Here is a 13,753-nt window from a genome sequence, read left to right as displayed (position 1 = left end):
AAAGTGCAGCAGATAGCCCGCTCTGTCGCCCTCGCATTTAACAATTTGCCGCGCCCCCACCGCGTTATGCTGGGTTCATTAACCGTTGTCACGTTGGCCGTCGCAGTATGGCGGCCTTACGTTTACCATCCGCGTGATGTTGCCCCCATCGTGAAAACCATTACGTTGGATAAAGACGAACTGCGCACGCTGTTGCCCGAAGCCAGCGAGCCGATTGACCAGACAACGGAAGAACCGTCCGACGATATTCCTGCTGACGACATTGATAATGACGTTCCGGACAATCCCAACGTACATGAGTACACCGTCTCTTCAGGTGATACGCTGAGCAGCGCGTTAAATCAGTACGGTATTGAGATGGGCGATATCAACGCATTAGTCAGTAGCGATAAAGATCTGCGCAACATGCGCGTTGGTCAGCAACTGAGCTGGACGCTGGATGCTGATGGACAACTGCAAACCTTCAGCTGGGAAATTGATCGTCGTGAAACCCGTACTTATCAGCGCGCCGACAACGGCAGCTTTAAGATGCAGCAGGAGCTGCAAAAGGGTGAGTGGCAAAACAACGTACTGAAAGGTGAAGTGCGCGGCAGTTTTGCTGCCAGTGCCCAGCGTGCGGGTTTAACCAGCGCAGAAACCAGCAACGTCATCAAAGCGATGCAGTGGCAGATGGATTTCCGCAAACTACGCGCCGGTGATGACTTCAGTGTGCTGATGTCTCGTGAAATGCTCGATGGCAAAAGTGCCCAAAGCCAATTGCTTGGCGTGCGTTTACGCACCGGCGGTAAAGACTATTACGCGTTCCGTGCGGAAGACGGCAAGTTCTACGATCGCAACGCGTCTGGTTTAGCGCGTGGCTTTATGCGTTTCCCTACGGTTAAGCAGTATCGTGTCTCTTCCAACTTCAATCCGCGTCGCCTTAATCCGGTAACCGGCCGCATTGCACCGCATAAAGGTGTCGATTTCGCGCTGCCTATTGGTACGCCTGTGTTAGCCGTGGGCGATGGTGAAGTGGTGATGGCGAAAAACGGCGGTGCTGCCGGGAATTACGTGGCAATTCGTCACGGTCGTCAGTACATGACGCGTTATATGCACCTGAGTAAAGCGTTGGTGAAACCGGGGCAAAAAGTGAAACGCGGCGATCGTATTGCGTTGTCGGGTAACACCGGACGTTCGACCGGTCCGCATTTGCATTATGAAGTATGGATCAACAATCAGGCGGTGAATCCATTGACGGCAAAACTGCCGCGCATGGAGGGTCTGACGGGTAAAGATCGCAGCACTTACATGGCGCAAGTCAAAACCTGGTTGCCGCAGTTGACGCTGAAATAGCGCATTATTGCGCGTAACACTTAAAAACCGACGGATTCTTCGTCGGTTTTTTGCTATCTGGCGCATGAAGATTGCAAAATTAACCACCGTCACTATTATTGACCGGTCATTGTCAGAGGCGAGTGCATGGAAACCCGAAAGAAAAATAACAGCGAGTTTATTCCCGTTTTTCAACGTTCTTTTTTAAAGCCGAAATACTGGGGAAGTTGGTTGGCGGTGGGCGCGCTGGCCGGCATGGCATTACTTCCCGCTAAAGTGCGCGATCCGATTCTGGGCGGATTGGGCAAGTTCGCCGGTAAGCTGGCGAAAAGTGCGCGCCGCCGTGCGCTGATCAATCTCTATTATTGCCTGCCGGAATTGAGTGAAGCGCAGCGCGAAGAGATTGCTGATCGTATGTTTGCCACCGCACCGCAGGCGATGGCGATGATGGCCGAATTGGGCATGCGTAATCCTGAGCATGTGCGTAAGCGTGTTGACTGGTACGGCCGGGAAATCATTGAGCAACTGCAGGCCAACAAAGAAAACGTCATTTTCCTGGTGCCGCATGGCTGGGGCGTGGATATTCCAGCGATGCTGCTGGCGTCTGAAGGCCAGATGATGGCGGCGATGTTCCACAATCAAAGCGATCCGTTAATGGATTATCTGTGGAATACCGTGCGACGCCGTTTTGGTGGCCGTATGCATGCGCGGAATGACGGCATTAAGCCGTTTATCGCGTCGGTGCGTCAGGGTTATTACGGCTATTATCTGCCGGACCAGGATCACGGTCCGGAACACAGCGAATTTGTGGATTTCTTTGCTACTTACAAAGCCACATTGCCTGCAGTGGGCCGCCTGATGAAAGTATGCCGCGCACGCGTTGTGCCGCTGTTCCCGGTGTACAACAGTGAAACCCATCGTCTGGAAATCTATGTGCGTCCGCCAATGGATGACTTGCTGGATGCCGATGACAATACGCTTGCGCGTCGCATGAATGAAGAAGTTGAAGTGTTCGTGCGCCCGCATCCGGAACAGTACACCTGGATTCTGAAGCTGCTGAAAACGCGTAAGGAAGGGGATATCGAACCTTATGCGCGCAAAGATCTTTATCCTCGTAGGAAATAAACATGGGGCCGTCTGGCCCCTTTATCATTCTATTGCCGCCACGTGACTGCGACGTTTACGTTCGCGCAGGAACAGGGTCACCAGACCAAACCACAGCACGCCAGCGGCGAAGTTAATCCCGCTAAACCACGGTGTGCCGCCGCTGAAGTAGCCACTTTTCGCCAGCTCAATGCCTACCGCTAAGGTCAGAATACTGATCATCCCGAGCATCGCCGCCACGCTGCCTTTGCCTTCGTTGCTGGAGTAAAGCGTCAAACGGTACAGACCGGCATTCACCATGCCTGCGCCGAAAGCGTACAAGCTTAACCCGGCGGTCAGCAGCAGATAGGTGTGACTATCGAGCAAATTAGCCAGCAGCGAAATACTCAAACCAATCAGAATCGGCCAGGCGGCAAACTTCACCGGCTGCTCAATCGGCACGCGTCCAGCCAGTTTGCCGAGCGTGATGTTGCCGGCAATCATCGCCAGAAACACCGGCAGCTGCAGCAGCGCATACTGCATGCGTGACAATCCTTCATCGTGCATCAGAATCACTGGCGAGAGCGCTACCCACGTCAGGATCGGAATAAACACTAAACCAATGGCAAAAGATCCGTACATCACCTGACGATCGCGCGCCAAACGCGCATAACCGCGCGCCAGCGTTGGCAGGGCGATAGAATGACTGCGATCGCCAGCGGTTTCTGGCATGACGCGCCACAGCAGGGCAAACGCAATCACGCTGCAGATGGCAAACAGCCAGAACATGCTGCGCCACTCGCCAACGGTGAGCCACGCGGCTCCGGCCAGCGGACCAGCGAGCGGTGCCAGCAGCGCGACGTTGGCCATCAGCGCCATCATGCGTACTGCCAGCGCTTCGTCAATGGCTTCCTGCACCGCTGCGTAGCTGACGGCGCCAATAAAGCACAGGCTAATACCCTGCACAAAGCGCAGCGCGACAAACTCCTCAATGCTGCTCACCCACGTTGTCAGAATACAGGCGGCGGCAAAGAACAGGATGCCAAACAGCAGCACCGGCCGGCGGCCATATTTGTCAGAGAGCGGACCGAGCAGCCATTGCAGCACCACGCCGCCCATCAGATATGCGGTCAGCGAGGTCGAAACCCATTCCGGGCCGACGCTGAATTCAGACGTCACCAGCAGCATGCCGGGCTGAATCATGTCATGCGCGATATAGGTGGCGAACTCAAACAGTACCAGCGCGAGCGGGAACAGCAGCACGCGCCCGGTGAGTTGAGTGATAGGTTGATAGCGGGCCATCTGGCCTCCTTGTCAAAAAAATAAAAACGCGACTGCCAGGCAGTCGCGTTTGTCCATGTTGTTACAGCCGCTGTGGGTGGTGCGTATTAGTCTACGCGCAAAACACGGCTGGTATTGGTGGTACCAGTGGTCGACATCACGTCGCCCTGGGTGACAATCACCAGGTCGCCTGAAACCAGGAAACCTTTTTCGCGCAGCAAATTCACTGCATCGTGCGCGGCAGCAACACCATCGTTGTTGCTGTCGAAGAACACTGGCGTAACACCACGGTACAGCGCCGTCAGGTTCAGCGTACGTTCGTGACGTGACATGGCGAAGATCGGCAAACCGGACGTGATACGTGAGGTCATCAGCGCGGTACGGCCCGATTCGGTCATGGTGATAATCGCTGAAACCCCTTGCAGATGGTTGGCAGCATACATCGCCGACATGGCAATCGCTTCTTCGACGTTATCGAACTGTACTTCCAGGCGGTGCTTAGAAACGTTAACGCTCGGGATTTTCTCTGCGCCGAGGCACACTTTCGCCATCGCTGAGACGGTTTCAGCCGGATACTGGCCAGCAGCGGTTTCCGCCGACAGCATCACCGCATCGGTACCATCCAGCACGGCGTTCGCCACGTCCATGACTTCGGCACGCGTTGGCATTGGATTGGTAATCATCGACTCCATCATCTGCGTGGCGGTGATGATGGTGCGGTTCAGCTGGCGCGCACGACGGATCAACGCTTTCTGAATACCCACCAGCTCAGGATCGCCAATCTCCACACCCAAATCGCCACGCGCAACCATCACCACGTCAGAGGCGAGGATGATGTCATCCATCGCTTCCTGTGAGGCAACGGCTTCAGCACGTTCCACTTTCGCCACCAGTTTGGCGTCGCAGCCGGCGTCGCGCGCCAGACGGCGGGCATAATTCATATCTTCGCCGTTACGCGGGAAGGAGACCGCCAGATAATCCACGCCGATTTTCGCGGCGGTAACGATATCAACTTTGTCTTTTTCGGTCAGCGCATCGGCAGAGAGACCGCCGCCGAGTTTGTTGATGCCTTTATTGTTGGAGAGCGGGCCGCCGACGGTGACTTCGGTGAACACTTTTACGCCCTGAACTTCCAGCACTTTCAGCTGCACGCGACCATCGTCCAGCAGCAGGATATCGCCGGGCACCACATCTTCTGGCAGGCCTTTATAGTCGATACCGACTTTTTCTTTATCGCCTTCGCCTTTAGTTAAATCAGCATCCAGCAGGAAACGATCGCCGACGTTGAGGAACACTTTGCCTTCTTTGAAGGTCGATACGCGAATTTTTGGGCCTTGCAGGTCGCCAAGGATCGCTACGTGACGACCCAGTTTCGCCGCGATTTCACGGACTTTATTGGCGCGCTGCTGATGATCTTCCGGTGTGCCGTGGGAGAAGTTGAGTCGTACAACATTAGCACCCGCCGCGATGATTTTTTCGAGGTTGTTGTCGCGATCGGTGGCTGGACCGAGGGTTGTAACGATCTTGGTTCTTCTGAGACGTCTGGACATGAAGGACTCCGTTAGCAAAGTATCGTGTCGCTCTCAAGTGACACGTAGTGTTCATCTATTCTATATGATCGATGGGCTGTGATTCGACTCACATTGTGAATGTGATGTTAATTATTTTCCTGCGCCTGTTTCTCCAGGCGTGAATCTTTCAGCGCTTCTTTCACCCGTTTTAAATTTTCACGGAAAGCAGCGCCGCGCTCAAGGGTAAACCCTGTCGCAAGAACATCAATCACGGTTAATTGTGCGAGGCGGGAAACCATTGGCAGGTAGATATCGGTATCTTCGGGTACGTCGAGCGTCAAAGCCAGCGTGGCTTCCGCCGCCAGCGGGGAACCCGGAGAAGTGATAGCCAGCACAGTGGAAGCGTTTACACGCGCCAGGCGAGCCAGTTCTACCATATTTTTGGTGCGACCAGTATGTGAGATGAGAACAAACACATCGTTTGGACCACTATTTATGCAACTCATGCGCTGGATCACAATATCCTCTGACCAGATGACCGGCAGATTAAATCGCAAAAATTTATTGGTGGCGTCATGTGCCACCACGGCGGAGGCACCAAGGCCAAAAAAGGCAATTTTATGCGCCTTTGACAGCGCCTGAACCGCCTGACGAATCACCTGAGAGTCGAGTTGCTGGCGGACGCGGCTGAGGCCCGCTAACGCGGAATCAAATATTTTGTGGCTATAGCTTTCCACACTGTCATTTTCTTCTACATCGCGACTCACCCAGTTCGGGCTTTTGACCAGGCTCTGCGCGAGCTGCAATTTGAAGTCAGGGAAGCCGCGCGTGCCCATACGATGGCAGAAGCGATTCACCGTCGGTTCGCTGACGTCAGCGGCGCGTGCCAGCGTGGCGATGCTGGAGTGCATCGCCTGTTGCGGCGCGGCAAGAATCTGCTCTGCGACTTTACGTTCTGATTTGCTTAACGCATCGAGTTGCGCCTGAATCTGTTCCAGCATGGTTTAACCTAATGAGCGTCAATCACTTTTCCGCGTTCATCAATCAATGAAATCGCTGCCAATTCACAAGAATATACCGTGTAATAGCCCCTCGCACGCAGCGGAGGACAAATGTAAACGCGATTTTTTTGCGATACTTTGATCGCTGACGTGTTTTGCCACGACAAATATCGAAACAGAAAATGTGCTCAAATGGCACGCTACAACACACTTAACACCTTTATTACGTTCACAGTTAACGCCAGCAAAACACTGCGTTCGGGTTGTCCTAAACCCGCTAAAAACGTACATTGTGCTGTAAGAAAATTACAATAAGGACCTGGCGTGATGAGAACGCTCAAGCCGGGTATATCCTGCAACGAGGAGAGGAAAATGGCGGTTACACAAACAGCCCAGGCATGCGATCTGGTGATTTTCGGTGCCAAAGGCGATCTCGCGCGCCGTAAACTGTTGCCATCACTGTATCAGCTGGAAAAAGCCGGTCAGATTCATGAAACCACTCGCATTATTGGCGTGGGTCGCGCGGATTGGGATAAAGCCGCGTATACCAAAGTGGTACGTGAAGCGCTGGAAACCTTCATGAAAGAGAAGATCGATGAAGCGCTGTGGGACACCCTCAGCAGCCGTCTCGACTTCTGTAACCTCGACGTAAATGACACCTCGCATTTCACCAAACTGGGCAAAATGCTTGACCAGAAAAACCGCGTCACCATTAACTACTTCGCCATGCCGCCAAGCACCTTTGGCGCGATTTGCGACGGTCTGGGCGCCGCCAAGCTGAACGCCAAACCGGCACGCGTAGTAATGGAAAAGCCGCTCGGCACCTCATTGGAAACCTCACAAGAGATCAATGACAGCGTCGGCAAATACTTCGAAGAAGGCCAGGTTTTCCGTATTGACCACTATCTCGGTAAAGAGACGGTGCTCAACCTGCTGGCGCTGCGTTTTGCCAACTCCATCTTCGTCAACAACTGGGATAACCGCACTATCGATCACGTGCAGATCACCGTGGCAGAAGAGGTGGGCATCGAAGGCCGTTGGGGTTACTTCGACAAAGCCGGCCAGATGCGTGACATGATTCAGAACCACCTGTTGCAGATCCTCACCATGATTGCCATGTCGCCGCCGTCCGATCTGAGCGCGGATGCGATTCGTGATGAGAAAGTGAAAGTGCTGCGCTCACTGCGTCGTATCGATCAAACCAACGTGCGCGAGAAAACCGTACGCGGTCAGTACACCGCCGGCTTTGTGCAGGGCAAGAAAGTGCCAGGTTATCTGGAAGAAGAGGGCGCTAACAAGCAGAGCGCCACGGAAAGCTTTGTTGCTATTCGCGTGGATATCGATAACTGGCGTTGGGCTGGTGTGCCGTTCTATCTGCGTACCGGCAAGCGCTTACCAACCAAATGCTCTGAAGTGGTGGTGTATTTCAAGAATCCTGAGATGAACCTGTTTAAGGATTCGTACGCTGAACTGCCGCAGAATAAGCTGACCATTCGTCTGCAGCCGGACGAAGGCGTGGATATCGAAATCCTGAACAAAGTGCCGGGACTCGACCACAAGCATAAACTGCAGACCACCAAGCTGGATCTGAGCTATTCCGAAACCTTCAACCAGTCGCATCTGGCCGATGCTTACGAGCGTCTGCTGCTGGAAACCATGCGCGGTATTCAGGCGCTGTTTGTGCGTCGTGATGAAGTTGAAGCAGCGTGGGGCTGGGTGGATTCGATCATTGATGCCTGGAGCGCCGATGCCGAAGCGCCGAAGCCGTATCAGGCGGGAACATGGGGACCGGTTGCCTCTGTCGCGATGATTACTCGCGATGGCCGTTCCTGGAACGAGTTCGAATAGAAACCTCATGTTGAGCCCGCCAAATGTGCGGGCTTTTTTACGTCCAGAATTCATTTTTCTGAAAAGTGAACCAGAGTTTCAAAAAATTCTGATATCCGATGGACGCCGCTCCAGACGATCTTGTATGGTAGAGCCCAATTATTGACAGCGTGGCTAAACGCCGGGCTGATGCAACTAAGGAAACGTGATGAAGAACTGGAAAACAAGTGCTGAACAGATCCTGAAAACTGGCCCGGTCGTGCCGGTCATTGTGGTGAACAAGCTGGAACACGCGGTGCCGATGGCGAAAGCGCTGGTGGCTGGCGGTGTGCGAGTGCTGGAAGTGACGCTGCGTACCCCGGTGGCGATGGACGCGCTGCGTGCAATGATTAAAGAAGTACCGGAAGCGATTGTCGGTGCGGGCACGGTGATCAACACCCAGCAACTGAAAGAAGTCACTGACGCCGGTGCGCAGTTTGTCATCAGCCCAGGATTGACGGAATCGCTGCTGAAAGCCGCGGTTGAAGGTCCGGTGCCATTGATTCCAGGTATCAGCACGGTTTCAGAACTGATGACCGGCATGGATTACGGCCTGCGTGAGTTCAAATTCTTCCCGGCGGAAGCCAATGGTGGCGTGAAAGCATTATCCGCGATTGGCGGTCCGTTCCCGCAGGTGCGTTTCTGTCCAACTGGCGGCATCTCGCCAGCCAACTATCGGGATTATCTGGCGCTGAAAAGCGTGCTGTGCATTGGCGGTTCGTGGCTGGTACCGAATGATGCGTTGGAAAGCGGTGACTGGGATCGTATTACGCGTCTGGCGCGTGAAGCGGTTGAAGGCGCTCGCGCATAAGTTCATGAATCGGTCGCCATTGATGGCGACCACTTAATCTTACTTAACCTTCGACTTGTACCGCGGCCGCACTCGCCACGGCGCGCGCGATAGCGTCATCGGTGTTTTCACCGGTTGCCAAAGCCACGCCTAAACGGCGCTGACCGGCGATTTCCGGCTTACCAAACAGGCGCAGCTGCAATCCGGCGCCCAGCGCGGCTTCGATATTCCCGAACACAACGTTCTGGCTGTTCAGCTTAGGTAAAATCACTGCCGACGCAGCGGGACCGTATTGACGAATGCCGCCAATCGGCAGGCCGAGGAAAGCGCGCACATGTAGGGCGAATTCGGACAGATCCTGCGAAATCAGCGTGACCATGCCGGTATCATGCGGACGCGGTGACACTTCGCTGAACACCACTTCATCACCGCACACGAACAGCTCCACGCCAAACAGGCCGTATCCGCCGAGTGCTTTCACCACGTTTGCGGCGATATCCTGCGCGCGTTGCAGCGCCAGTTCACTCATCTGCTGCGGCTGCCATGATTCACGATAATCGCCATCTTCCTGACGATGACCAATCGGCGCGCAGAAGTGAATGCCGTCTACTGCGCTGATGGTCAGCAGGGTGATTTCAAAATCAAACTTCACTACGCCTTCAACGATTACGCGGCCCGCACCGGCACGTCCGCCTTGCTGCGCATAATCCCAGGCTTTATCCAGCTGGCTGGCTTCGCGAATAAAGCTCTGGCCTTTACCGGATGAGCTCATCACCGGCTTAACGATGCACGGGAATCCAATCGCCTCAGCCGCAGCCACAAAATTCTCTTTGCTGTCAGCAAACTGGTAAGTCGAGGTCGGTAAGGACAACTCTTCCGCCGCCAGACGGCGAATGCCTTCGCGGTTCATGGTCAGACGTGCGGCGCGTGCGGTCGGCACCACTTTCTGACCTTGCGCTTCCAGCTCCAGCAGTTTTTCGGTGGCAATGGCTTCAATTTCTGGTACCACGAAGTGCGGCTTTTCCTCGGCAATCAGCGCGGCCAGCGCGTCGCCGTCCAGCATGTTGATCACATAGCTGCGATGCGCAACGTGCATCGCCGGAGCATCGGCGTAACGATCCACCGCGATCACTTCCACACCAAGACGCTGGCACTCAAGTGCCACTTCTTTGCCTAATTCGCCTGAACCTAACAGCATGACACGCGTAGCGGCAGGGCGCAGCGCGGTTCCGAGAGTCGTCATAATTTCACCTTAGCAGTCAAAATGCGCGCGCAGTATAAACGAAAACGTTTGCGTACTCACGCTTTCGCCGCGATCAGGTTTGCCATACTTTCCCGCTCTGACGTTAACTGACACAGCCTGCGGCAGCATGGAGAACGGAAAAGTAAACAGGAGTTAAACGATGAGCAATTGGCTGCAGCAAATTCAATCGGTGCTGGCGAAAAAGGGTGGAGACGGAAAATCGGGCGGTTTAAGTGACATGCTGGCCCCGGGCGCATTAGGCGGGCTGGCGGGATTGCTGGTCGGCAGCAAATCCACGCGTAAGCTGCTGACCAAATATGGCGGCAAAGCCTTGCTATTGGGCGGCGGCGCGGCGGCGGGCGCGCTGTTGTGGAACAAATACAAACAGCGCATACGTGAAACCCATCAGGACGATGCGGGCTTTGGCCAGCTGCAAACGCCGATGGATCAACGCGCAGAGCGTTTAGTCACGGCGCTGGTGTTCGCGGCGAAAAGTGATGGTCACATTGACGATCAAGAGCGTGCCGCCATTGAGCAAAATATCCAGCAGGCCGGCTACGGCGCACAAGCCGAAGCGCTGATTCAGCAGGCGATGAATCGCCCGCTCGATCCCAACTGGCTGGCCGCTGACGTTAAAAACGAAGAAGAGGCGCTGGAACTCTATTTCCTCAGCTGTGCAGCCATTGATGTCGACCACTTTATGGAGCGTAGCTATCTCTCCGCGCTCGGCGATGCGCTAAAAATCCCCCAGGATGTGCGCGACGGTATTCAGCGCGATATCGACGCGGAAAAAGCTGCTTAATTCCGTGCGAAGGTTGCATCCGCAGCCTTCGCTTTTCATCTTTTGCTTACCCTGCGTAAAGTGATGCTGCGTGTAGCTTGGCATCGTGCGTGATTAGTGCCACGCTTGCTGAATGTTGTCCTTCAGGGAGAAGAGCCTAATGAATCAGCCACACGCGAAAAAAATTCCCCATGTCATGAAGCTGCACGGTGAAACGCGCATCGATAATTATCACTGGTTACGTGATGACGACCGCGAGAATCCAGAGGTGCTGGCCCATCTGCACGCCGAAAATGATTACGGCCGTGCGATGATGGCGTCGCAGAATCCGCTGCAGGAACGGGTGCTGAAAGAGATCGTTGACCGCATTCCACCGCAGGATCACTCGGTGCCCTATGTGAAAAACGGTTATCGCTATCAAAGCCGCTATGAAGTGGGCAACGAGTATCCGGCTTATTTCCGGCAGCCCGTTGACGCGCCAGCTGATGAGCCCTGGCAGCTATTGCTGGATGGAAACCAGCGGGCTGCGCACAGTGATTTTTACACCATGGGCGCGCTGGCGATTACACCGGACAATCAGGTGATGGCCTTAGCGGAAGACTTCCTGTCGCGCCGCCAATACGGCATTCGCTTCCGTAATTTGCAGAGCGGTAGCTGGTATCCGGAAGTGCTGACCAACGCGTCATCCAGCGTTGCCTGGGCCAACGATTCCCGCACGCTCTATTACGTGCGTAAGCATCCGAAAACGCTGCTGGCGTATCAGGTGTGGCGCCATGAGCTGGGCCATCCGCAATCTGACGATCAGCTGGTGTATGAAGAGAAGGATGACTCTTTCCACCTCAGCGTGCATAAAACCACCTCCGAGCACTTCATTTTGATTGCGTTGTACAGCACCAACACCAGCGAGATTCTGCTGATCGACGCCGAATATCCGGATGCGCAGCCGCAAGCCTTTTGTCCACGTCGCCGCGACCACGAATACAGCATCGATCACTACAATCATCAGTTCTATATCCGCTCAAATCGCGATGGCAAAAATTTCGGGCTTTATCGCAGCGCGTGGCTGGCGGAAGCACGCTGGCAATCGCTGATCCCGGCGCGTGACAACGTGGTGCTGGAAGATTTCCAGCTGTTTCGTCATTGGCTGGTAGTCGAAGAGCGTCAGCACGGCGTAAACACCTTGCGGCAGATAAACTGGGAGAGCGGCGAAAGCTTTGGTATCGCCTTCGACGATCCCGCCTATGTCACCTGGCTTGCCTACAATCCTTCGCCGGAAAGCGACACCTTGCGCTACGGCTACTCTTCCATGACCACGCCGACCACCTTGTTTGAACTGAACATGGAAACCGGCGATCGTCGCGTGCTAAAGCGCACGCCGGTACCGGGCTTCAAATCTGAGGATTACAAAAGCGAGCATCTGTGGATCACGGTGCGCGATGGGACCGAAGTTCCGGTTTCGCTGGTCTATCACCGCAAGCATTTTCAGCGCGGCAGCAATCCGTTGCTGGTGTACGGTTACGGCGCTTACGGCAGTAGCATGGATGCCAGCTTTGGCACCAGCCGCATCAGCTTGCTGGAGCGCGGCTTCGTCTACGCCATCATTCACGTGCGCGGCGGCGGCGAGCTCGGCCAGCAATGGTATGACGGTGGCCGCCTGAAGAATAAAATCAACAGCTTCACGGATTTTATTGATGTCACCGAAGCGCTGGTGGCGAAGGGTTATGGTCATCGCCAGCAGCTCTACGCGATGGGCGGCAGCGCCGGCGGATTACTGATGGGCGGCGTGGTGAACATGGCGCCGGAGCTGTTCCACGGCGTGGTGGCGCAGGTGCCATTTGTCGATGTGGTGACGACGATGCTCGATCCGACGATTCCGCTGACCACCGGCGAATACGATGAGTGGGGCAATCCCGAACAGGCGGAGTTCTATCACACCATTCGCCAATACAGTCCGTATGACAACATCGAGGCCAAAGCCTATCCGCATTTGCTGGTTACCACCGGTTTGCACGATTCGCAGGTGCAGTATTGGGAACCGGCTAAGTGGGTGGCGAAACTGCGTGAGCTGAAAACCAACGATTCACTGCTGTTGCTCTGCACCGAGATGGATTCTGGCCACGGCGGCAAATCGGGCCGCTTCAAAGCGTATGAAGGGGTGGCGCAGGAGTTCACTTTCCTGATTGGCCTGGCGCAGGGCAGCTTGCCAGACCGCGTCGATTACTGATCGCTCTTCACATACTTGCGCAGCGCCTGCCGTAACGGTGGGCGCAAATCACGCACATTTTCCAGCACCCAACGCAGATAGCCGGGATCTTTACGCGCGATACTGCCAATACTCTGACCGCGATATTTGCCGAACGGGAACACATCGCCGCTCACGGGCGCGGGCTGGCACAAATTCGCCATCTGCTCGGCGTTCCAGCCGGAGGTTTCCATAATGCGGATCAGCAGCGCAGCGGTGACGTAGCAGTCATACAATGCGCGGTGCGCATGCAGTTCGGCCGGTGGCGTGACATCCAGCTTCAGGCTGTGGCGCAGCGCCTGATTGCCATATTTGATGCCTGGCCACAGCTGACGCGCCAGCGTCATGGTGCAAATCCATTCGCCCGGCATAGTGGGCAACATGCGGCGATCAAAACTGGCGTTGTGCGCCACGTAATGCGGACTGCCGTGATAGCGGCCAATCGCTTCTTCGATAGTGGGTTTTCCCATCACCATCGATTCCGTAATGCGATGTACCGCCATCGCCTGACGACTGATTGGGCGATCCGGGCAGATTAAGTCGCTCATCGGATTGACGATCTGACCATCAATGACATCCACCGACGCCACTTCCACCACGCCACCCTGCAGGCCGCAGGTTTCGGTATCAATTACACGTAACAT

Annotated in this window: 11 protein-coding genes; 6 read left to right on the top strand and 5 right to left on the bottom strand. The window is 55.1% G+C overall.

All coding sequences use genetic code 11. The annotated features are described in order from the left end of the window. Positions 1-3: 3 nt before the first annotated feature. Complete coding sequence (gene mepM, locus FCN45_RS11015; protein ID WP_110866308.1) at positions 4-1,332, top strand: murein DD-endopeptidase MepM; 1,329 nt, start codon at positions 4-6, stop codon at positions 1,330-1,332. Positions 1,333-1,458: 126 nt separating this feature from the next. Next, positions 1,459-2,436 (top strand): lauroyl-Kdo(2)-lipid IV(A) myristoyltransferase, encoded by a 978-nt coding sequence (gene lpxM, locus FCN45_RS11010; RefSeq protein ID WP_137385938.1) that lies wholly within the window; start codon positions 1,459-1,461, stop codon positions 2,434-2,436. A 24-nt stretch (positions 2,437-2,460) separates the two neighbouring features. On the opposite strand, the gene FCN45_RS11005 is transcribed toward lpxM, so the two are convergent. The 3 genes from FCN45_RS11005 to FCN45_RS10995 all read right to left on the bottom strand — a co-directional run bounded on the left by FCN45_RS11005 (position 2,461) and on the right by FCN45_RS10995 (position 6,187). After that, a complete protein-coding gene (locus tag FCN45_RS11005) occupies positions 2,461-3,696 on the bottom strand; it encodes an MFS transporter (RefSeq protein WP_137385937.1) in 1,236 nt (411 codons plus the stop codon). Positions 3,697-3,782: 86 nt separating this feature from the next. Then, a complete protein-coding gene (gene pyk / locus FCN45_RS11000) occupies positions 3,783-5,225 on the bottom strand; it encodes a pyruvate kinase (RefSeq protein WP_101764163.1) in 1,443 nt (480 codons plus the stop codon). Positions 5,226-5,332: 107 nt separating this feature from the next. Continuing rightward, positions 5,333-6,187, bottom strand: coding sequence for a MurR/RpiR family transcriptional regulator (locus FCN45_RS10995; protein ID WP_101764164.1), 855 nt, complete (start codon positions 6,185-6,187; stop codon positions 5,333-5,335). A 372-nt stretch (positions 6,188-6,559) separates the two neighbouring features. Between FCN45_RS10995 and zwf the strand changes: the two genes are divergently transcribed. Next, positions 6,560-8,035, top strand: a complete 1,476-nt coding sequence (gene zwf, locus FCN45_RS10990; RefSeq protein WP_064738913.1) for a glucose-6-phosphate dehydrogenase — start codon at positions 6,560-6,562, stop codon at positions 8,033-8,035. Positions 8,036-8,222: 187 nt separating this feature from the next. Further along, a complete protein-coding gene (locus FCN45_RS10985) occupies positions 8,223-8,864 on the top strand; it encodes a bifunctional 4-hydroxy-2-oxoglutarate aldolase/2-dehydro-3-deoxy-phosphogluconate aldolase (RefSeq protein ID WP_008110463.1) in 642 nt (213 codons plus the stop codon). Positions 8,865-8,907: 43 nt separating this feature from the next. Here the strand turns inward: FCN45_RS10985 and purT are convergent, their stop codons facing one another. After that, entirely contained in the window at positions 8,908-10,086 is a 1,179-nt protein-coding gene (gene purT, locus FCN45_RS10980; RefSeq protein WP_137385936.1) for a formate-dependent phosphoribosylglycinamide formyltransferase, read from the bottom strand. A 160-nt stretch (positions 10,087-10,246) separates the two neighbouring features. Here purT and FCN45_RS10975 point away from each other — a divergent pair, with 160 nt between their 5' ends. Further along, positions 10,247-10,888 (top strand): tellurite resistance TerB family protein, encoded by a 642-nt coding sequence (locus FCN45_RS10975; protein ID WP_137385935.1) that lies wholly within the window; start codon positions 10,247-10,249, stop codon positions 10,886-10,888. Between the two features lie 139 nt (positions 10,889-11,027). After that, positions 11,028-13,091: a S9 family peptidase gene (locus tag FCN45_RS10970; protein WP_137385934.1), complete on the top strand. Its 2,064-nt coding sequence runs from the start codon at positions 11,028-11,030 to the stop codon at positions 13,089-13,091. Here FCN45_RS10970 and exoX read toward each other — a convergent pair. Further along, a complete protein-coding gene (gene exoX, locus FCN45_RS10965) occupies positions 13,085-13,753 on the bottom strand; it encodes an exodeoxyribonuclease X (RefSeq protein WP_137385933.1) in 669 nt (222 codons plus the stop codon). The two genes, FCN45_RS10970 and exoX, sit on opposite strands and share 7 nt — an antisense overlap.

Source organism: Pantoea sp. SO10 (genome assembly GCF_005281435.1).
Lineage (GTDB): Bacteria > Pseudomonadota > Gammaproteobacteria > Enterobacterales > Enterobacteriaceae > Pantoea > Pantoea leporis.
Note: the sequence above shows the minus strand (reverse complement) of the source record. Positions and strands in the feature narration are given on the sequence as shown.